Raw genomic sequence first — 20,448 nt, forward strand, 5'->3', positions numbered from 1 at the left:
GCAGTCCGCGCAGGCCGATTTTAAACCAGCATCAGGCGCATGGCGCAGCGTGATTTATACGCCAGGCCGTGCGCCGCTTCCTCCTCTCTTTTCTGATATCGCGCGCTAATCCAACGTTGAGTGAAGGTGTGCGGTGATCCACAAAAAATGAATAAAGCAAGAGATTGCACGACAGGAGAGCCTTGTTTCGCGGCATCATAATTGCTGATGTGATAATCGTGAGAGGATACGATGCGCAAAGATGCCCTGCTTGCTTTCCTGATGAACCAAACGGATTTTTTTGATCCGGAAAATGTCAGTGAGGTGTTTACCGCGCGCTATCTGGCGCAGCGTTTTAATATGCAGCGCAATACCGCCAGCCATTATCTGAACCAACTGGTGGCGCAGGGCGTGCTCTGCAAAATCAATACCCGTCCCGTCTATTTCCTGCATAAGCAGGCATTTAGCCAACAGTTTTTTACCCTTTCGCGTAATGAATACGCCAGCGTCGCGGAGCTGTTAGCGCACGGGGAACAGGAGTGCGCGCCGGACGATCACTTTTCCCTGTTGATTGGCCATAACGAAAGCCTGAAGCGCCCGATTGAGCAACTGAAAACCGCGCTTTTTTATCCCGACGGCGGACTGCCGCTACTGATGACCGGCGAAAGCGGCACCGGGAAAAGTTATCTGGCGCAGCTCATGCACGAATATGCCATCGCCCAGGCGCTTCTGTCGCCGGATGCGCCATTTATCAGTTTTAATTGCGCCCAGTATGCGAGCAATCCCGAACTGCTGGCGGCGAATCTTTTTGGCTATGTGAAGGGCGCGTTTACCGGCGCGCAGAGCGACAGACCGGGCGCGTTCGAGGCGGCTGACGGCGGCATGTTATTTCTGGATGAAGTCCACCGGCTGAGCGCCGAAGGGCAGGAGAAGCTCTTTACCTGGCTCGATCGTGGTGAAATTTATCGGGTAGGCGACACCGCGCAGGGGCATCCGGTTTCGGTACGTTTGGTATTTGCGACGACCGAAGAGATACACAGTACCTTTCTGACGACATTTTTGCGGCGCATCCCGATTCAGGTCAACCTGCCGGATCTCCAGCACCGCAGCCGCCAGGAAAAAGAGGCGCTGATCTTACTGTTTTTCTGGACGGAGGCGAAAAAACTCTCGGCCACGCTTATCCTCAAACCGCGTTTGTTGCAGATCCTCAATCAGTATGTTTATCGCGGCAACGTCGGCGAACTGAAAAATGTGGTGAAGTATGCGGTGGCGACGGCATGGGCGAAAAAGCCTGGGCAGGAAACCGTTACCGTGTCGCTGCACGATCTGCCGGATGCCATGCTGTCGGCATTGCCGTCACTAAATGAATCGCTGGCGGACGACACGCCGGTGAGCATCACGCCCGACACGAACCTGACCTGGCTGCTGCGCGCCCGCGACGAGATGCAGGGCATGATCCATGATACGCAGTGTCATGTGCTGGCGCTGTACGAGCTGGTACGTAGCGGGAAAGAGGGGTGGGAGACGGTACAAAAAAGAATGGGCGATGAAATTGAAGCTCTCTTCGATCGTCTGATTTTTACCGGCGACGATAATGTGCACTCCCAGCGGTTGCTGTTAATTACAAGCCAGGTGCGGGAAGAGTTTTATCGTCTGGAGAAGCGTTTCAATATGCAGCTTAACGGCAACTGTATTTACGCGCTTAGCCACTATTTAATCCATCGTACCGCACTGGCGCCTTCTCGTCTCAACAGCGAGCAGATCCGCCAACTGGACGCCTTCCTCGCCCAGAAATATCCGCTGCTGTACAGCTTCTGTTTACAAATTCTGGAGACGCTGGGCCAGAAGCTGGATCTGGAGCCGAGACGCATTGATATGCTGCTGCTGGCGCTTTGGCTGCATAAACAGGGGGCTAACAACCAAAAACAGGTGACGCATGCGGTGATTCTGGCGCACGGCTATGCCACCGCCAGCAGTATCGCCAACGTCGCCAACCGGTTACTGAAAAATACGATTTTTGAATCGTTCGATATGCCGTTGGACGTCACGCCGGAGGCGATAGCGCAGCAGGTGATGCGCTATCTGGAAGGGCACCCGCTCGCCTCTGGCCTGATGATTCTGGTGGATATGGGATCGCTCAAGGCCATTCATCGTCATTTTGATCGCGCGCTTTCCACGCCGGTGACGATTATCAACAACGTCTCGACCAGCATGGCCCTGTATGTCGGGGAGCGTATTTTACAGGGGCATTTTATTGAAGAGATCGCCCGCGATATCGCCCGGGATGTGCCGGTCGAGTATCAGCTCTACTGGCCGAAAAGCAACAAACCGCGCGCCATACTGACCACCTGCGCGACCGGTATCGGTGTGGCGACGAATCTTTGCGCATTACTGAGCGCCAGTATTCCGCAGGCGCTGGAGATTGACGTCGTCGCCTGCGATTATGCGATGCTGGCGAGCAATAAAACCCAGGAGCCGGTATTTATGCGCTACGACGTACTGGCGATAGTCGGCACTCTGGACCCGCACATCGCCAGCGTGCCGTGGATTTCGCTCGACTCGCTGATCTCCGGCGAGGGGAATCACTATCTGATGCGGCTGTTTGGTTCGCTGACCACGCCGGAGCAGGTGGCGGAGATCAATAACCTGCTGCTGAAAAACTTCTCGCTCCGACGAGTGATCGAATCCGTCACCATCCTCGACACCAGTAAAGTCATCAACCACGTTGAGCAGTTTCTGCTGCGCTATGAGCATCTGGCGGGCGTTACCGTCTCGAATGAAAGAAAGGTGGCGCTCTATGTGCATATTAGTTGCCTGATTGAGCGTCTGATCCGCCATGCGGGCATTACTGCTTATAGTGGACAACAGTGTCCGGAACAGGAACTGAATCGGCTACGGGAAGCGTTTAGTGTCATTGAGAGTAACTACAGTGTCAAAATCCCCACCGCCGAGCTTGGCTATATCCATAATATCCTGACCTTCGAAACAGAACTTATCGAGCAAGATCAACAGTTTTAACGATTCCTCTCTGTTAACCCGCATCTTTTTTCGGCGCGCCACTTTTTCTGGCACGCCGCTTGCTCTCTTTTATCACAGTGGAATGTGTTTTAGAGGTCAGGATGAAGAGACATTATATTTTCGCCAGCCACGGCACGCTGGCCAGCGGGGTTTTAAACTCCGTGGAGCTGATTTTAGGCAAACGGTCAAATGTCTGGACGCTGTGCGCTTACGTTGAAGAGAGCGTGGATTTAAGCCAGCAGGTAGATACGCTAATTGCCCGGATCCCGCCGGAAGATGAAATTATTGCGCTGACCGATATTTTTGCCGGCAGCGTGAATAATGAATTTGTCCGTTATTTATCACGGGAAAATTTTCATCTGCTGGCAGGGATTAACCTGCCGCTGGTTATCGATCTCTTTATGTCGGAAAACGATGGCAATACCACGCATACCATAATGACGGCGTTAGCGGATTCAAAAGAAAATATTCAGTACTGCAATCAAACTATCACCAGCGCCATGCAAAGCGATAAAGATTTTTAAGGGGAGGAAGCGTCATGATTGTTTTTTTACGGGTGGATCATCGTTTATTACATGGACAGGTCGCCTTTTCCTGGACGCAGTACGTTGGCGCCGACTGTATTTTAATTGCCAACGACAGCGTACCTAATGATGACCTGCGTAAAACCACCATTAAAATGGCGAAGCCGCCCGCGGTGAAGCTGGTTATTAAAAATATTGCCGATTCAATTGAAGCGATAAAAAGCGGCGTTACCGATAAATATAAACTTTTTATTGTTGTTGAATCCGTGGCGGATGCGTACCGGCTGGCGCGCGAATTACCCGACATTAAAAGTATTAATTTAGGCGGCACGAAGGTGCGTGAAGGGAGTCAGAATATTGCTAAAGCCATCAATCTGTTAGCGGATGAAATGACTCAACTTCGGGAGCTGGCGGCTGGCGGAGTAGAGATAGAAATTCGGCTGGTGCCTAACGATCGTAAACAACTTTTTGCCTGAGCGGATACCCTCCTGAGGACATATTATGGTAGAGGCGCTTTTACTTGGACTGGTGGCGTTTATCGCCCAGTCTGAATATGCATTAGGGACGTCGCTGATTTCCAGACCTATCGTGACCGGACTGTTAACCGGACTGGTGCTGGGCGACATGGAAACCGGAATTGTGATGGGCGCGACGCTGGAGTTGGCGTTTATCGGTTCCTTTTCGGTGGGTGCGTCGCTGCCGCCGGATGTGGTCACTGGCGGTATTTTAGGTGTGGCCTTTGCGATTAATTCCGGCGCCGGGGCGGAAACCGCGCTGTTATTAGGTTTGCCTATCGCGACACTGGCGTTAATTGTGAAAAATATCTATAACGGAATGTTTATTCCGTTGCTCTGTCATAAAGCCGATGCTTACGCTGAGGTAGGGGATACCCGGGGCATTGAGCGTATGCATTTAATCTCCGGCATTGGGCTGTCGCTGACGTTGGGGATTATCGTCACGGTCTCTTATTTAGCGGGCGTGAATATGGTTAAAGGTTTTCTGGATGCCATTCCAGAGTTTATTAAACATGGATTAAGCGTTGCCACCGGTATTATTCCCGCGCTGGGTTTTGCCATGCTGGCGCGCTTATTAATTAATAAAAAGGTCGCCCCCTATTTTTTCCTCGGTTTTGTTTTAATGGCGTATTTAAAAATTCCGGTGACGGGTATTGCGATTCTCGGCGCGATCGTCGCCGTCGTGATGGTCAATATGCCGAAATTTGCGGCCTCGCAACCGGCACCTGCGCAAGGAGCGTCTCATGACGATGAAGATGATTTCTGATAAAGACCGCCAGCAGGCGGAAACCACTGGTCTGGTCACCGCGCGTGATTTACGCCGCGTCTTCTGGCGGTCATTCCAGATGGAGTTTTCCTGGAACTATGAACGACAAATGAACCTGGCGTTCGTCTATACGCTCATTCCGGTATTAAAGAAACTGTATAGCCGAAAAGAAGATCTTGCCGAAGCGCTAAAACGCCATCTGGCTTTCTTTAATACCACGCCGCACATTGTGACGTTGATCCTCGGTATTACCGTGGCGATGGAGGAGAAAAATAGCCAGCAAAAAGAGATGGACGCCAGTTCTATCGATAACGTCAAAGCGTCGTTAATGGGGCCGCTGGCGGGTATTGGCGACTCTTTTTTCTGGGGAACATTGCGTCTTATCGCCACTGGCATCGGTACCAGTCTGGCGCTGAAAGGCAATATTCTGGGGCCGATTTTATTTCTGCTGGTGTTTAACGTACCGCATATTCTGGCCCGATGGTTCTTTACCCGCTGGGGCTATGTGCTGGGAACCGGCGTACTGCAACGTATTCAGCAAAGCGGAATGATGGAAAGCCTAACCTATGGCGCCTCGATTATCGGTCTGATGGTGGTTGGCGCGATGACGGCCTCCATGATTGATATCACCATTCCCATTACGTTTGGTACGGGAGAGGCGAAAACCCATGTTCAGGACATTATTAACGACATCATGCCTTGTCTGCTGCCGTTAATTAGCTTCGCCATTGTGTACTGGCTGTTAGGGAAAAAAGTGAAACCGTTAACCATCATTGGCGGTATTGCGCTGGTGGGAATTTTCGGTTCTTGGATAGGGTTATTTTAAGAGGGATACACAATGTCACCAACCATGCTGACCTATATTAACGAAGAGTCTGACGTCCTGGCGAATATTATTCTCCGCCATCGCCAGTCGCTGGAAGAAGTATCGCGGTTCGCCAGCCAAAAAACGTTACGACGAATCCTGATATTAGCCACCGGATCGTCATTGAATGCCGCCTTTTGCGCCCGTTATTTCTTTGAGCGCTGCGGTATCTCTATCGATATTAAAGAGCCGTACACCTTTAGCCAGTATGAGAATAGCGATCCGCAAGCCGATATGGTTATTGCTATTTCCCAGAGCGGGAAAAGCGCTTCTACCCTGGAGGCGATGCGTAAAGTTCAGGCGCAGGGACGTCCGGTATTCGCTCTGACCGCCGATCCGCAAAGCCCTTTTGGCAAGGCCAGCGATTATCCACTGGATATTCTGACCGGGATTGAGTCCGTCGGCTTTGTTACCCGTGGATTTAGCGCGACGGTACTGAATCTGTTGCTTATCGCGTTGTTAATTGCCCGTCAGCAGCAGCGACTGACGGAATCGCAGGTCGAGGAGTATGTGGCGCAGCTTCAACGCATCGCGGCAACCCTGCCGTTGGTTATCGTGCGTACGGAAGCGTTTATTCACCAGCACCAGTCCGTTTTACGAAACGGGACGCGTTTTGTGGCGATAGGCTACGGCGCGCTGGTTGGGGTGGCAAAAGAGTTGGAAACTAAATTTACCGAGACGGTGCGTGTTCCCTCAAGCGGGTTTGAGCTGGAAGCCTATATGCACGGCCCGTATCTGGAAGCCAATGCGGAACATGTGATGTTCTTCTTTGAGGACCGGCCCGACGCGCGCTCCAGGGTGCTACGGGAGTATATGACGCCTGCGGTCGCCAAAACCTTTACTCTCACGCTGGCGAAGGCGGCGCAGGATGACCAGACGCTTGCGCTGGATGTAGCGGTTGATCACCATTTCTCGCCATTGCTGTTGATTGTGCCGGTACAACTCATGGCGTTTCATATCGCCTCACTGAAAGGCATCGACCTTTCGGTACGCATTTTTGACGATTTCGATCGCGTTTTAAAAAGTAAAATCTGAACAATCAGGAGAAAAATATGTTGGGTTTTAATCAGGACGAGTACCTGACGAGTGCTCGTGAGATCATCGCTGCGCGCCAGAAGGCAGAACAGGTTGCTGACGAGATTTATCAGGACAGGTTCAGTTCTTTATTTTTCGCCTCTGTTGGCGGTTCACTGGCGCCAATGATGGCAATTAATGAATTTGCCAAAGAATTAACAACGTTGCCGGTTTATGTTGAGCAGGCGGCAGAATTAATTCATAAAGGAAATAAGCGGCTGAATAAAGACTCTGTGGTTGTTACGCTGTCTAAATCCGGTGATACCAAAGAATCGGTGGCGATCGCCGAGTGGTGTAAAGTGCAGGGAATACGCGTAGTCGCCATTACCAAAAATGCGGACTCTCCGCTGGCGCAGGCGGCGACATGGCATATTCCGATGCGTCACAAAAATGGCGTGGAATATGAATATATGCTGCTGTACTGGCTGTTTTTCCGCGTGCTGTCGCGCAATAACGAATTCGCCAGTTACGATCGCTTCGCCAGCCAACTGGAAATTCTGCCGGCGAATCTGCTGAAAGCGAAACAAAAATTTGATCCGCAGGCTGATGCTATCGCCAGCCGTTATCATAACAGCGATTATATGATGTGGGTCGGCGGCGCGGAGATGTGGGGCGAGGTCTATCTGTTCTCCATGTGTATCCTGGAAGAGATGCAGTGGAAGCGCACGCGCCCCGTCAGCTCTGCGGAATTTTTCCACGGCGCTCTGGAGCTGCTGGAAAAAGAGGTGCCGCTCATTCTGGTGAAAGGGGAAGGGAAATGCCGCGCGCTGGATGAACGCGTTGAGCGCTTCGCCAGTCAGATTACCGATAACCTGGTGGTGATTGATCCGAAAGCGTATGCGCTGGACGGTATTGATGATGAGTTCCGCTGGATCATGGCGCCGTGTGTTGTTTCGACATTGTTAGTTGACCGACTGGCGGCGCACTTTGAGAAATATACCGGCCACAGTCTGGATATTCGTCGTTACTACCGTCAGTTCGATTATTAACAGAAAGGGGCGTGTAGCATATACAGTGCCTGATGGCGCTTCGCTTATCAGGCCTGTGCGCCAGTTTATTGATAAAGATGATGTGTAGGCCGGGTAAGGCGCAGCCGCCACCCGGCATATATGACATTCTCTTTTAACCCTCAACATTCACCACTTTGATCTCCACCATGCCAATCCCCAATTTGCGCGGCGAATGGCCCAAAATATTACCTTCGTTGGTGGAGACGGGAGCGGGCGGCGCAATGACTAAGGTATTCGCGTCCGTCGGGTTGTTGAAATGCAGCGTGATAGTGGACACATCGTGACCCAGCACCAGCGTCTGTTCTTCGTTGCCGACGCGTACCGGGATCGGGCGCTCTGCGTTATCGCCGAAGGCTTTGGCGGTAATAATCAGATCGAATTTCTTCGGCAGCGGTTTTTTATATTCAATCTTCACCTCATCGCCCAACTGCGCATTTGACCAGCGGCCCCAGGACTCCGGCCGGGAAATGCCGCTAAACTGCTTCACCTCCTCCGGCGCGCCCGCGACATTAAAGATAAAGCTATCGGCTTTATAACGAATATCGTTATCGACAATCTTTAAGGTATCGACGTTGCCTTTGTAGCGTTCCATATCGATCATCGTGTCTTTAAACGCCGTCTTACCCTGCCACTGCGCTTTATCGACATGCTGTACGGTTTGCTGCCCGCCAAGCTGCCCCTGCGAGACGCACCAGTCGGTGGAGAGCGCCAGCGCCGGCGCCCATAGCTGCGCCATTTTGTAGCAGCGATCGATCCAAACGAAATTATCGCGCGGGGCGAAGTCGGCCAACTGGAACCGTAGCGGAGCGGAGTATTCACTTTCCGGTAACGGCTCGACGCGCTTATCCGATACGCGCAGTAGTAACGGCAGGCGGAAGTGGCTCCCGGAAAACGCGATCATGTTTTTGTCCCGATCGATAGTGAACGCTTTTATCTCTTTTGGAAAATTCCACAGGCGAATAATATCCGGCTTCATCGCCAGCACTTTCTCTTTTACATTCAGGAACACTTCCGACAGCGACTGCCCGGAAAGGCTGCTACGTCCCAGACCGATAAAATTATCGCCGCCGAGAATATCCAGCACCGTTGCGCCGTTGTCCATTGTGTTGCGTTTGACCGCCAGCGTCTCCTGCTGCGGTTTATCGCCGCGCAGAATGAAAAACAGATTGTTGCGATCTTGCTTATTCAGGTACTTCCAGGCCGTATTATTCATCGCCAGATGGTCGGAAGAGACGACGATAACGGTATCTTTAAACCACGGTGACGCTTTGATTTTGTTGATAAACTCGGCGATGTTTTCCTGGCTGCAACTTACGGCGCTAAAGGACTGGTTGGGTTTGCCGTCGTAATCGTAGCGTTTACGGTTGCAGGTGCGTGAGATAAACCCGTCCGGGTGGTGAGTATCTACGGTCAGCGTAAACAGCGAAAACCGCTGGCCTGAGCGGGAAAGCGCTTCAAATTTCTTCCATGCCTCATCAAGCACCGTATCGTCGTAGAAGCCCCAGTCGTTACGATAAGACGGGTCCGCCACCACCGTTTTTAGCTCTTCAGCGCCATACAGATGATCAAATCCGTGTGATTTCAGGAATACGTCTTTCCCGGCAAAACGCAGGTTAGCGCCCTGCACGAAATAGTTCTGGTAGCCGGAGTTTTTCAGAATATCGCCGAGGCAGATATTCTGCGGAAAGAAGCTGGACACCGACGCTGAGGCATTGCCCTCAAACGGCGCAAACAGCGGAATACCACACTGGGAAGCCACCATCCCGGCGATGGTGTAATCCGTTCCCGGCAGTTGCATGGTATGGCTGAAATCCAGCCCCTCATTTTTCAGCGCGCCCAACTCTGGCGTGAGATTGGGGAACGCGTCATTATCAAAATAGGTCCGTTCCAGGCTCTCGCCGTAGATATAGACCAGATTGAGCTTCGGATTAGGAATGGTTTTTGCTGGTTCTTTATAATAAACGGCAAAATCCGGATCGCCATCGCGCATTTGTGATTTTACCAGTTCGGTAATCTGGCGAAACGCCGGGCTGGCGTCGACCGAACCCAACGCCAGCAGTAACGCCAGCAGGCTGTAACCGACATGATGAGGATGGTGACGGCGGCGGCGTAGTACCCATCCCAGCGCGCCGAATACCGCCACTAACGCCAGGGCAATGCCGATTCCCGGCAGAATATATTTGCCGACTCCCGCTCCCGTCAGACTATTCGTGAGCGTATAAAGCACTGCGTCGTTGATCCCGTCGCCGGTAAAATAGTCGCTGGCATACAGGGTAATATTCAGAATGACAAAAAGTCCCAGCACCGTGAGAGTGGCGGCAAACCACCAGGTGTTACGGCCCGCCTTCCAGGCATATATCAGCACAGAGGCGAGAAACAGAGCGACAGAGAGCAACTCGGACAACTGACGATCCTCAATAAACCAGGCTTATCGCTGGCAGGAAAAAATTTCTAACAATGTAATAGCGATGTCACATTGCTGCAATTCTAATGACTTTACACGGCGCTATTATTTAGAATGAGTTTAGAAAGTTGTTTTTTTGATCGTCATCACTTCCTGACATAGCGGTTAATAACAGGAAAAGACGAAAGGAAAAGTCGGGTTAATGCCGTGCTGGCGGGTAAAGGGCCAAAACACGGCTTTTATCAGGACGTCCCAGCGTGGCGCACGGTCAGAAAAACGCAGTCAGGAAAGGAAATTCAGCCCTTGCTGCAACACCAGATCGCAAGCTTTGGTTTTCACCTTTTCCGCCAGCGGCGTACTGCCGATATTATTGAGGTTCAACTGCTGGCCGTCCTTCGTCTTGAGCAACCCTTGCAGGCCGTTCAGGTAGTTAGTGTCCTGCTCCTGCTGTGTAGTATCCAACCCCAACTTGTTCAGAATCTGATTTTTAACGTTTTCCACGTTGGTAGCGGACGCCAGCTTCTGTTTGGCGCAGTACTGCAAAATTCCGGCGGCATTATTCATATTATCAGCGCTGAGCGACTGGGCGCCGTTGCTGAGCAGACCGGTTAGCGCCGAAAGCGACATCCCGCCCTGCTGTGCGTTCGCGCCCTGAGCGCTTAACTGACTGGCGGCGCTGGAAAGCGAATCCTGCCAGGAGGCGGCGATACCGCTGGTGGAAATCAGTACGCAGGCGACCGCCGCGCAGCACAGAACATGTTTCGCTGTATTCATGGTAATCACCTGTGTTATGCCAGCCAGGCGTTGTATCGCCCTGGCGCACGTTGCAATTTAATACTCTTTACCCGTCACCCGGCTGCGGTAACTGTCCCAGGTAAAATTAACCCATAAACTGTTGCCGAGACGCATACGGTCCATGACGCGTTCGCCAAGCATTTTCGTCATCTCTTCCATATTGCTGTTCGTCAACATGCCGGTGGGACGTTTTGACGAGGAACGACGATCGACAATTTGATTGATGATCACTTTTTCATAACGGGATTCGGTCTGCACGCCGATCTCGTCGATCACCAGCAGATCAACGTTACTCAGATCGTTAAGCAACTGCTCTTCGCTGGTTTCCCGATTGCTGAACGTGTCTTTCATCGCTGACATAATATCCGCTACGGTGATAATCAGTACCGACTTTCCGCGCAGCAGCAGCTCATTACAAATAGCCGCGGCGAGATGATTTTTACCGGTTCCCGGCTTGCCGGAAAAGACAAAGCTGGCGATATTGCCGTCAAATTCATCAACGTACTGTCGGGCTTTACTTAACGCGTTCATTTGTCCGTCGCACTCAACCCGATAGTTATCAAACGAGCAGTTCTGATGCAGCGGTCGAATGCCGGAACGGTTAAAGGTGCGCTGCATTTTCATTGCCCGGTTTTCCCGCGCCAGCGCCGCCGCCCGGATCTCGCCTTGCTCTTTCTGCCACGCCAGCAGTTCTTCGCCCGTTTTAAACGCCGGCGTAATATGCGCAGGCATCATTTTTTGTAGACGCTGCATCAGGTCGCCAACATTTTTCATCGTTACCCCCTAAAACCTGGTGGAATATGATTGTCAGGTTCGCTGACGCTATTGATGTCGCGCTGCGGCATTCCGCCATTGCTGGAACGGCTGATTTGCACGCTGCGCGCCAGCTTTTGCTGCCACTGGATATGGTGAAAAACCTTACCTTCCGCCTGCCAGTAGGCGATAAACGCCGCCAGCTCTTCTGCGGTAACCGGCTCCCGAAGCGCCACGCCCCAAAGGGCAGCCTGACGCTGAAAATCCGCATCCGGTTGCCAGGCGGGATACATGGCGAATTTTCCGCAGGGAATCGCAACGGGGGCGGCTTCGGGTTCTTCGTAAAATTGCGCGTCTAACGCCACATCGCTTCCCGGACGTGATAACTTTTCTTCAAGCGCCAGCAGTTCAGCCATGCGTGCAGGCGTCACGGCATAAAAGGCAGGCGCATTATTAGCGAATACCGCCACTGCGCCGCCCGTTGACTTCGCCAGCACAGCATGATGATCGTGTAAAAGGACGTCAATACCGATGACGTCCGACGTTAAAATTCTGGAAGACATAATGTTTCTCAATATGGAACAACAACCGAGAAGGGCGACTGTTTTTATAGTACCACACAGACCCGTAAGAACAGCAGGAGGCGTTCCACCGATCACACGCGGGGGCGTTTGCGGTACAGCCATAATCCCGGTACAGAGAGGCCAATTGAGAGCGCGCCAACAATGGAAGAGGCTTTCAGAAAATTGGTTAGCAGCGTAATCATCATTGGTTCGCTATAGCCCAGATGGCTAATTTTTACTGCGGAAATCATCGCGGTATAGGCGGAAATCCCCGGAAACATCGGGATCACGGCCGCGACGGTAAACACTTTAGGGTGAGCGAGATACCAGCGTGACCACTGAATACCAATACTGCCGACCAGCAGCGAAGCCATAAACGTCGACCATTCGATATTAAAGCCAGCGCTCATCATCAGCATACGCGAGCCATGACCCAGCGCCCCCAGTAGCGCGCACCACGGAAGTGCCCGGTGGGGAACATTAAAGACCATCGCAAACCCGACGGCGGGGATCGCAGACAAGATCATGTCCTGCATTAGCGCCAGTAAAAAGTCGATTATACCCATCCTCGTAGCCCCCATACTGTCATTGACATCACTACGCCCACACAGGTGGCCAGTGTCAACAGGCTGGCGATAGCCCAGCGCGCCAGCCCGGTATTAATATGTCCTTTAAACATATCTGCGACGGAATTAATCAGCGGAAAGCCCGGCACCAGTAGCAGTACGCTCGCCGCCATGGCGATAGTGGGCGTTTGGCTAAAGGCGGGGAGGGTGAGCATCAGCCCGGAAATCGTGGTAGCGACAAAGGCGGTAATGCAAAAATTGATCTGCGGATGTAAATGCCGCTGCGCCAGCATCTGGCGAATATACATGGCTATCATACTGGCGAAAAAGGTGATAACCGCGCCATCCCAGCCGCCATTATTCAACTTACAAAAGCAGGAGCAGGAAAGACCGACCATAAACGCCACCAGCCAGCGCGGATAACGCAGCGGGCGGAGCTGGCTAAAACGTTTTTCCACGCCTTTGCAATCCAGCAGACGATGTTCCGCGAGGATAACGATATGCTGAACCTCCGTGACGACGTGCATATTAATGCCGCGATCCTGGTTTTTACGTGTCGATGTCAGACATTGTCCGTCTTTAATGGTCGTCAGTACAATGGCGTTAGAGGAGATCGCGCTTTCGACGCTATCCATACCGAGCGCCAAACCGAGGCGGGTGGAAAGCTCATCAACCAGTGCGCTTTCCGCCCCGTGCTGCAATAAAAACAGCCCGCATTGAATACATAACCGTGTTACTGCTCGTTGAATTGATTGCTCTTCTTGCATGACTCGTCCTGTCCGAAAAGACATTTTATGCGCCGCCACTATGACAGAGGCTTCCTTTTTAACACGAAGCGCAGGCATGATGGCGTTGGTTAAGATCAATTTCTTGTTGATAAAAACGTCAACCGCCAGGCGCAACGCATAAGTTTCCTGAGACGTGCGCTTCGTCACAGGCAGGATATCCTTATGGGCGACGGTTCTCGTATGTCCGTTTCCAGAATAGAGACATTATGCCAGCCTGGCCGTTCATTTTTGAATCAATGATGTGGTGAATTTTATCAACGACATGCATTAATCGTTTTACAACAATGGCGTGAGCAGCAGGTGTAAAAATAGGCGTGACTTAGTGTAATTTGCAGATATTACATGGATTTTATGGGTGACAGTCAGTATTGTTGGGCTTTTATTTCAGGATTCAGCAATATGAATGAAGGACGAACTCATATTTTAAATTTATTAATATGATGAGTTTCGTTAGAATTACTAATGTGCAAATTTAGTTAATTTAATTGTCTTGCTTCTGGTTTTATGAGTAACTATGCGATAGTGATTTCATGTTTTTGTGCTATGTGGATTGTAGCGCAATCAATGTTATATTTTTAAAAATAAAACAAGGATAATTAATCCACTCGGCTTATATTTCTTTGCGCTCATTGTTAATAGTATTTTTATTAATGGGACAATGAAAAGGGGCGGCGTGGGTGCGGAGGAATTATGCTGCCAGGATGCTGCAAAAATGGACTTATTATCAGTAAAACCCCCCTTATACAGGAAGGCCTTAAAGGGGCTATAACAGGTAATTTCCCCGATTATAAACTGGCGTATTGCCGTACGATAGAAGAGCTAACGCTGCTACAACTACGTCGAAGTAATTTAGTTATTGCTGATTTAGCAGTTAACAATGCCTCTCCCCGTGCTATCTGCGAATATTTTTATAGCTTACTCTCGCAATATCGCGACATACATTGGGTATTTCTGGTTCCTAAATCCAGCTATCCACATGCGGTTGATCTCCTGATGGGCCCCGTCAGCACCTTGCTTTCAGACGAAGAGCCAATCGAGAATCTTATTAGCGTTATCCATGCGGGAAACGCTCGTTCAGAAAGAATAAGCAAAACGTTATTATCGCCTCAGGTACCGTCTGAAATTCAGCAGTCCCACGACAGGCCGATTGTCCTTACGCTGTCTGAACGAAAAGTATTACGCCTTTTAGGAAAAGGGTGGGGCATTAACCAAATTGCGGCATTACTTAAAAAAAGTAATAAAACAATTAGCGCCCAAAAAAATAGCGCCATGCGACGCTTATCAATACACAGTAATGCAGAGATGTATGCATGGATAAACAGTTCTCAGGGAGCCAGAGAATTGAACCTACCTTCGGTATATGGAGAAACCATGGAATGGAAAACAGAATCAGCAAGAGAAATGTTGCGCTCGTAGAAAAATGCGTGATGAGCACCATTGGTATTAAAGGGCTATTTGATGCAATGCCGGATTGCCGACATACGCTTCATATTTTTTCAAAACCATCCGCGTTTTATAAGGCTGCGCTAAAGACGCCGTTTTCTGCCGTTATTTTTTCTCTTTCTGCGTTAAGAACTGAACGCCGGACAGGATTATCCAGCCTGACGGAACTGGCGATAAATTATCCCCATATGCGGCGTCTGGTGATTGCAGATGATGATGCTGAAGCCCGCTTAATCAGCGCGCTATCCCCGCTGCCGCTGGATGGGGTCATCAGCAAAGCGTCGCCGTTGGATGTTTTACAGGATGCCTTATTTACATCGCTTAATAGCGCCCGGCGGACAACGGAGCGTACAGATAATCTTTGGGAGCTTCACCAGAATTGTATGCTTAGTCCAACCGAGCGGGAGATTCTGCGTTTTATGTCGAACGGCTACTCAATGCCGCAAATTGCCGTCCAGTTAGAACGTAACATTAAGACTATCCGGGCGCATAAGTTTAATGTGATGTCCAAGCTGGGCGTGAGTTCTGATGCCGGGTTACTCGATGCAGCGGATATTCTGTTATATCTGCGCGCCGGAGATGCTACCGCGCTCCAGCATCGGGTATAGCCCGTGCCGGATGCGCCGTGCTTGTTCGGGGAGTCCGGGTGTCAGGCACGTTATTGGCACACGTCAACCCAGGTCGCCGATGTCAGTTCAGCCATTCTTTCCGGCGTGATGCGTACCGCGCTGTGCGTGGCGCCTGCGGCAGGCAATACTTCGTTATACCCCTTCAGAGAGATGTCGCAATAAACGGGCAGCGGGTGCTCCAGCCCAAAGGGACATACGCCGCCGACAGGATGTCCGGTTGCATTGACCACTTCATCGCTGCTCAACATACGGGCTTTTGCGCCGAAAGTGCTTTTAAGCTTCTTATTATCCAGGCGGGCATCGCCTTTAGCGACCACCAGGATAATAGTGTCTTTTACTTTAAGCGAGAGCGTTTTAGCTATCTGCCCAGGCTCTACGTTGTGCGCTTTGGCTGCCAGTTCGACAGTCGCTGTACTTTGATTTAATTCGATAATTTCAATATCGGGAGCATGATCGGCCAGAAATTGCCGTACAGATTGCAGACTCATTCTTCTCTCCTGAGACCTTACCAATAGCCACGGTAGACCCAAAAATGGCAAAACGTAATTTGGCATACGGAGAGCGCCGCTGTAAATATAATAATGTGACAGGCCAGCAGCAGTAAGCCGTGACGATAACTGAAGGCAACGTAACGCAGTTTACTTTAGCGTGCAGTCGCCGCACTGCTGTACGTCAGGTAAGCGGTAACGTTGGCAGCAGGTTCTGCGTACCAGAAGACCGTCGCGCATTACGACGGTCCGCCACAGCGGGTTATCCTGACCGTCGGATAGCTGCTTTTCAAAAAAACAGCGCTGGCGTAGCGTTGCCAGCAGGGCTTCGCCAAGCAGCGGTTTCATCTCAGTCAGATACCAGTTGATTAAATAACCGGTATTGCTCCAGATAAGTTTCGCGTTGATGTCGCCAGTCGCCTCCAGCGCCTGAATGACCGGCTGTAGTGCGGAGACTACCAGCGTTTCCATTCGTTCTTCCGGGGAACGCCCCGTTGTCAGGTTATCCTGATGCACATCAAGCCAGAAACATGCGGCGCGCCCGGTTTCATGAAATTCAACGTGAATATGTTCTGCCGAGACATTGATAGCGCGCGCTTGCGTCAGTAATGCCAGCATCAGCGGCGGCGTCATCAGCCCGATATACCATTGCGCCCACAGGGAGAGTAACGGCTTATTTTCACGTGGCAGGCCTGGCGTGTGGCGATAGATGTGATCGGAATAGGCGGCCAGCAATGAACGAAACGTCGCGGGGCGCGTCCACTGGGCAAGAGTCATCGCCGTTGGCGGCGGCGTTTCATCCAGCCGAATGAAGTCCAACAGGTACTCACGGGTAGAGGCGATCGTCTCGCGTACTGCGTCCGCCAGCGAGGCGTCTTCCGGCTGGGGAGCAGCTCGCCAGATAATATCGTCAGCAATCGGTGCGGAACGGTAGGCCATAGCGCAGTTTAATGATGTTAATCTAAATGATAATGATTGCTAATCCTATCGATAGCGATAAACGATGGCAAGCGGTTTATGGTTAACGCTGTTGGCGTAGCACGATTACGCCAGCAGGATTCATAGGGCGCGCATGTCGTCGCTGACCAGAATGTGGTTACGTCCAAGATGCTTGGCTTCGTAGAGCGCTTTATCCGCTTTTTCGATAGCGTCTCCGATATTGCGATCCGTCAGGGGCGCAATGCCGATACTGACAGTGACATTGGTGGCGACGCTTTCGTTAAACATATGCGGGATTTTAAGATCGTATACTTCCTGTCGGATACGTTCTGCGGTAGCGCGGGCTTGCTGTGGTTCGGCGGTGGTCAGCAACACCAGAAATTCTTCCCCGCCAAAACGGCAGACGACATCGCGCGATCGCACGGCGTCCCGAATTGCCGCTGAGACGCGGATTAACGCCTGATCGCCCATCATATGACCGTAGTGATCGTTGTACGCTTTGAAATGATCGATATCCAATAGCAGGACGTAGTGTTCATGGCTGCCCGGCGCCTGTAACGTATCCAGCCGATTTTGCAGGCCACGGCGGTTATATAAGCCGGTTAATGGATCAAGCATACTCAGGCCATTGAGGGTTTCCCGCTCGGCCAGCAGCTTAAACATGAGCTGCTGGGCAAAGTTATCGTAGCGTTTCTGGATAACATGTTGAATAGCGATTCCCACCATTGGCAGGGCCAGCAAATAGAGAATTCGCAAACCTTGTTCATTACCATTCAGCCACAGGCAGACCGCGACTGGCGGTAGCGAATAGAGCGTAAACGCGACGATATTCGCGGCAAAGGCTATCGAGCCGATAAACAGAACGCTAAGCAGGGAAATCAGTAAAAAAGAGAAATCATAATGGCCTAATGCCGGATACTTTAGCGCAATATGCGCCGCCCATATTCCCCCAAAGAGTAGGGAGATAAAGGGGAGATTAATTCTTTTTTGTCCATATTTCCCATGCCATATCAACAGTAATACGCTCAGGACCATTATCCCAATCATTGGCGTGCAAAATACATTGATTTGATAAAGGGGGAAAACGAGAGTAAATAGCGCCGACACGGCGTTGAGAAACAAGAAAAGACGTAAAGAAAACTGATACTTCTTAATACGAAGCGACCGCCAGGATGGTGTTGTCATGGGTAATTGTCGTTATTTATCGGTGATATACACGGAATCGGGCGCCAACATGAAAATAACGTATGAGAAAAGGTCGCCTAAAGCGAGGTGTTGTTGTTTTTACGTTAACAGTCGGACAATTTATCACCTTACTGAATACGTGTCATCAACCGTTAAGTAAAACTCATCTCTTTAGCTTCCTCCCTGGCTGACAAATGAGAAAATATATCATATGATATTGGTTATCATTATCAATTCCAGAGGTGAAACCATGTTGCAGCGAACGTTAGGCAGCGGATGGGGCGTATTATTGCCTGGAGTGATTATCGTTGGACTGGCGTTTATCGGCCTGTCAGCTTATGCGCTGAAGCTGTTGATTGTATCAGGATTGCTACTGTCTGCGCTGATGTTGTATCACAAACAATTACGGCATTTTGTACTGCTGCCATCGTGTATGGCGCTTATTGGCGGCATGATGTTGGCAATGATGAACTGGAATCAGGGATGAAAATGAAGAGACAAAGGAAGGATAAGATAATTGGTGCGAGGGGGGGGACTTGAACCCCCACGTCCGTAAGGACACTAACACCTGAAGCTAGCGCGTCTACCAATTCCGCCACCTTCGCACAGTTATCTTACTTTTTGATATCGCCTCGTTGGTGCGAGGGGGGGGACTTGAACCCCCACGTCCGTAAGAACACTAACACCTGAAGCTAGCGCGTCTACCAATTCCGCCACCTTCGCCCAGTGCGAGCAATATCAACGTGGTTTTGGTGCGAGGGGGGGGACTTGAACCCCCACGTCCGTAAGGACACTAACACCTGAAGCTAGCGCGTCTACCAATTCCGCCACCTTCGCATACCATCGATTCTTGAAAAGAATCACTACCACGGAGGCGCATTCTAGTGGTTTTCAGCTATTCGTCAATAGTTAATTGCATGGGACAGATTGATTGCTGCAAAAATGGGCGCGAGACGTAGGTTGGATAAGACGCCTGGCGCCGCCATCCGGCACATGCAACCAGATGGCGCTGCGCTTATCAGGCCAACTATTTCTTCGCCTGACGGGTCATCACGGTACGATAAACCTTAAAGCGCCCGGTTTGCGCGATGACTTCATGGAAGCCAAAAGTCTCATCCAGAATCTTAGGATAGGGCAGAAAGGCGTTCGCCACGATGCGTAACTCTCCGCCGCTGTTCAGATGGCGCACTGCGCCGCGAATGAGCGTTTGCGCCGCATCGAGGCTGGTTTGCATTCCGTCGTGGAACGGCGGGTTGGAGATGATCATGTCAAAACGTCCTTTGACTTCCGAAAAGACGTTGCTGGCGAATACCTCGCCTTCAAGGCCATTAGCGGCAAGCGTGGCGCGGCTGGCTTCCACCGCCGGAGCGCTGACGTCACACAGCGTCAGGCGCACTTTCGGAGAATGGCTGGCCAGCGCGGCGGAAAGCACGCCAGCGCCGCAGCCGACATCCAGCACTTTACCTTTGGTGTGCGGCGTCAGCGTAGATAGCAGCAGTTGGCTACCAACATCCAGTTCGTCGCGGCTGAATACGCCCGGCAACGTTTTGATGGTCAGCCCGTCGATGTTGTACTCGGCCCACCAGGATTCAAGACTAAACTGCGGCTGCTTTTCCAGACGACCATGGTAAAGGCCGCAACGTCGCGCGCTATCTACTTTGTTCAGCGGAGCATAGTCCGCCAGCATCGGTTCGGCGCTACGCACGCCGCTGCGGTTTTCCCCCACGACGAAAACATCGACGCCCGACGGCATCAGCGACAAAATATTCATCAACTGGAACTGCGCTTCGGGTTTATTTTTCGGCCAGTAGTAGATCAGCGTATCGCAGTCAGCGACATCGCTGGCTTGCGCGACCAGGCTAAAACGGACGTTATCGCCCATCTGGCGGCTGAACGCCTGCCAGTGGTGAAACTGTTGCGTATACGCGCGGCTGGCGGCGCATTCAAAGCGCGCGGGCAGGTCATCCTGCAAATCTCCGGCAAAAAGAATACGGCTTTGTTCGAAATCATCACTGTGGCGCAGCAAGACTTCACTTGCCGGGGTAAAAGCAGACATGGAATGCTCCTTAATTCAGACTGGCGGCGATTATAGTAGTTTGATGGCGGAGATTCGACAGATTTGCTATATTTGCGCCCCTGATTAC

20 protein-coding genes, 3 tRNA genes and 1 pseudogene are annotated in these 20,448 nt (G+C 51.3%); 10 read left to right on the forward strand and 14 right to left on the reverse strand.

The genetic code is table 11. From position 1 onward, the window contains the following. Window positions 1–20: 20 nt before the first annotated feature. Window positions 21–95: pseudogene (locus tag NA624_RS04640) on the reverse strand (GNAT family N-acetyltransferase); the annotation flags it as partial. A gap of 136 nt (window positions 96–231) precedes the next feature. On the opposite strand from NA624_RS04640, the gene NA624_RS04645 reads away from it, so the two are divergent. The 7 genes from NA624_RS04645 to NA624_RS04675 all read left to right on the forward strand — a co-directional run bounded on the left by NA624_RS04645 (window position 232) and on the right by NA624_RS04675 (window position 7,730). Continuing rightward, window positions 232–2,997, forward strand: a complete 2,766-nt coding sequence (locus NA624_RS04645; protein WP_001224220.1) for a sigma 54-interacting transcriptional regulator — start codon at window positions 232–234, stop codon at window positions 2,995–2,997. A 101-nt stretch (window positions 2,998–3,098) separates the two neighbouring features. After that, on the forward strand, window positions 3,099–3,521 hold the full coding sequence (locus NA624_RS04650) for a PTS sugar transporter subunit IIA (protein ID WP_000820693.1): 423 nt from the start codon (window positions 3,099–3,101) through the stop codon (window positions 3,519–3,521). A gap of 14 nt (window positions 3,522–3,535) precedes the next feature. Then, window positions 3,536–3,997: a PTS sugar transporter subunit IIB gene (locus NA624_RS04655; protein WP_000634729.1), complete on the forward strand. Its 462-nt coding sequence runs from the start codon at window positions 3,536–3,538 to the stop codon at window positions 3,995–3,997. A gap of 25 nt (window positions 3,998–4,022) precedes the next feature. Next, window positions 4,023–4,802, forward strand: a complete 780-nt coding sequence (locus tag NA624_RS04660; protein ID WP_000228866.1) for a PTS mannose/fructose/sorbose/N-acetylgalactosamine transporter subunit IIC — start codon at window positions 4,023–4,025, stop codon at window positions 4,800–4,802. After that, window positions 4,780–5,628, forward strand: coding sequence for a PTS system mannose/fructose/sorbose family transporter subunit IID (locus NA624_RS04665; protein ID WP_000178065.1), 849 nt, complete (start codon window positions 4,780–4,782; stop codon window positions 5,626–5,628). Before NA624_RS04660 ends, NA624_RS04665 begins: the two co-directional genes overlap by 23 nt. Before the next feature lie 12 nt (window positions 5,629–5,640). Beyond that, window positions 5,641–6,702 (forward strand): SIS domain-containing protein, encoded by a 1,062-nt coding sequence (locus tag NA624_RS04670; RefSeq protein ID WP_000075418.1) that lies wholly within the window; start codon window positions 5,641–5,643, stop codon window positions 6,700–6,702. A gap of 17 nt (window positions 6,703–6,719) precedes the next feature. Then, complete coding sequence (locus tag NA624_RS04675; protein WP_000900319.1) at window positions 6,720–7,730, forward strand: SIS domain-containing protein; 1,011 nt, start codon at window positions 6,720–6,722, stop codon at window positions 7,728–7,730. A 133-nt stretch (window positions 7,731–7,863) separates the two neighbouring features. Here the strand turns inward: NA624_RS04675 and opgB are convergent, their stop codons facing one another. From opgB to NA624_RS04705, 6 genes are all read right to left on the reverse strand, one after another. Beyond that, entirely contained in the window at window positions 7,864–10,155 is a 2,292-nt protein-coding gene (gene opgB, locus NA624_RS04680; protein ID WP_001292720.1) for a phosphatidylglycerol--membrane-oligosaccharide glycerophosphotransferase, read from the reverse strand. Between the two features lie 282 nt (window positions 10,156–10,437). Next, window positions 10,438–10,929 carry a DUF2501 domain-containing protein gene (locus NA624_RS04685; protein WP_001090316.1) on the reverse strand — a complete coding sequence of 164 codons (492 nt, stop codon included), beginning with the start codon at window positions 10,927–10,929 and terminating at the stop codon, window positions 10,438–10,440. A 57-nt stretch (window positions 10,930–10,986) separates the two neighbouring features. Beyond that, window positions 10,987–11,724 (reverse strand): DNA replication protein DnaC, encoded by a 738-nt coding sequence (gene dnaC, locus NA624_RS04690; protein WP_000799924.1) that lies wholly within the window; start codon window positions 11,722–11,724, stop codon window positions 10,987–10,989. 2 nt (window positions 11,725–11,726) lie between these two features. Continuing rightward, entirely contained in the window at window positions 11,727–12,266 is a 540-nt protein-coding gene (gene dnaT, locus NA624_RS04695; protein WP_000098578.1) for a primosomal protein DnaT, read from the reverse strand. A gap of 92 nt (window positions 12,267–12,358) precedes the next feature. Next, the gene (locus NA624_RS04700) at window positions 12,359–12,832 is read right to left on the reverse strand and encodes a threonine/serine exporter (RefSeq protein ID WP_000511329.1); all 474 of its coding nucleotides are present in this window, start codon (window positions 12,830–12,832) and stop codon (window positions 12,359–12,361) included. Next, complete coding sequence (locus NA624_RS04705; protein ID WP_001665630.1) at window positions 12,823–13,599, reverse strand: threonine/serine ThrE exporter family protein; 777 nt, start codon at window positions 13,597–13,599, stop codon at window positions 12,823–12,825. The genes NA624_RS04700 and NA624_RS04705 overlap by 10 nt, the downstream gene beginning before the upstream one ends. A gap of 711 nt (window positions 13,600–14,310) precedes the next feature. On the opposite strand from NA624_RS04705, the gene NA624_RS04710 reads away from it, so the two are divergent. Both NA624_RS04710 and bglJ read left to right on the forward strand, forming a co-directional pair. Next, window positions 14,311–15,036 (forward strand): response regulator transcription factor, encoded by a 726-nt coding sequence (locus NA624_RS04710; protein WP_000936659.1) that lies wholly within the window; start codon window positions 14,311–14,313, stop codon window positions 15,034–15,036. Next, complete coding sequence (gene bglJ / locus NA624_RS04715; protein ID WP_000431546.1) at window positions 14,997–15,671, forward strand: DNA-binding transcriptional activator BglJ; 675 nt, start codon at window positions 14,997–14,999, stop codon at window positions 15,669–15,671. The genes NA624_RS04710 and bglJ overlap by 40 nt, the downstream gene beginning before the upstream one ends. 50 nt (window positions 15,672–15,721) lie before the next feature. Here the strand turns inward: bglJ and NA624_RS04720 are convergent, their stop codons facing one another. From NA624_RS04720 to NA624_RS04730, 3 genes are all read right to left on the reverse strand, one after another. Further along, window positions 15,722–16,180: a YbaK/EbsC family protein gene (locus tag NA624_RS04720; protein WP_000058271.1), complete on the reverse strand. Its 459-nt coding sequence runs from the start codon at window positions 16,178–16,180 to the stop codon at window positions 15,722–15,724. A 150-nt stretch (window positions 16,181–16,330) separates the two neighbouring features. Further along, window positions 16,331–17,119 carry a siderophore-iron reductase FhuF gene (gene fhuF, locus NA624_RS04725; protein WP_000331537.1) on the reverse strand — a complete coding sequence of 263 codons (789 nt, stop codon included), beginning with the start codon at window positions 17,117–17,119 and terminating at the stop codon, window positions 16,331–16,333. A gap of 120 nt (window positions 17,120–17,239) precedes the next feature. Next, on the reverse strand, window positions 17,240–18,304 hold the full coding sequence (locus NA624_RS04730; RefSeq protein ID WP_000211204.1) for a GGDEF domain-containing protein: 1,065 nt from the start codon (window positions 18,302–18,304) through the stop codon (window positions 17,240–17,242). Window positions 18,305–18,554: 250 nt separating this feature from the next. Between NA624_RS04730 and NA624_RS04735 the strand changes: the two genes are divergently transcribed. After that, window positions 18,555–18,791, forward strand: coding sequence for a DUF1435 domain-containing protein (locus NA624_RS04735; protein WP_000941879.1), 237 nt, complete (start codon window positions 18,555–18,557; stop codon window positions 18,789–18,791). A 31-nt stretch (window positions 18,792–18,822) separates the two neighbouring features. On the opposite strand, the gene NA624_RS04740 is transcribed toward NA624_RS04735, so the two are convergent. The 4 genes from NA624_RS04740 to rsmC all read right to left on the reverse strand — a co-directional run bounded on the left by NA624_RS04740 (window position 18,823) and on the right by rsmC (window position 20,360). Further along, window positions 18,823–18,909: transfer RNA gene (locus NA624_RS04740), tRNA-Leu, on the reverse strand. A 31-nt stretch (window positions 18,910–18,940) separates the two neighbouring features. After that, window positions 18,941–19,027, reverse strand: a tRNA-Leu gene (locus tag NA624_RS04745). A 27-nt stretch (window positions 19,028–19,054) separates the two neighbouring features. Further along, window positions 19,055–19,141, reverse strand: a tRNA-Leu gene (locus NA624_RS04750). 190 nt (window positions 19,142–19,331) lie between these two features. Continuing rightward, window positions 19,332–20,360: a 16S rRNA (guanine(1207)-N(2))-methyltransferase RsmC gene (rsmC, locus tag NA624_RS04755; RefSeq protein ID WP_001272284.1), complete on the reverse strand. Its 1,029-nt coding sequence runs from the start codon at window positions 20,358–20,360 to the stop codon at window positions 19,332–19,334. Between the last annotated feature and the right edge of the window lie 88 nt (window positions 20,361–20,448).

The organism is Salmonella sp. NW38, from assembly GCF_051807745.1.
In the GTDB taxonomy this organism is placed as follows: Bacteria; Pseudomonadota; Gammaproteobacteria; order Enterobacterales; family Enterobacteriaceae; genus Salmonella; species Salmonella enterica.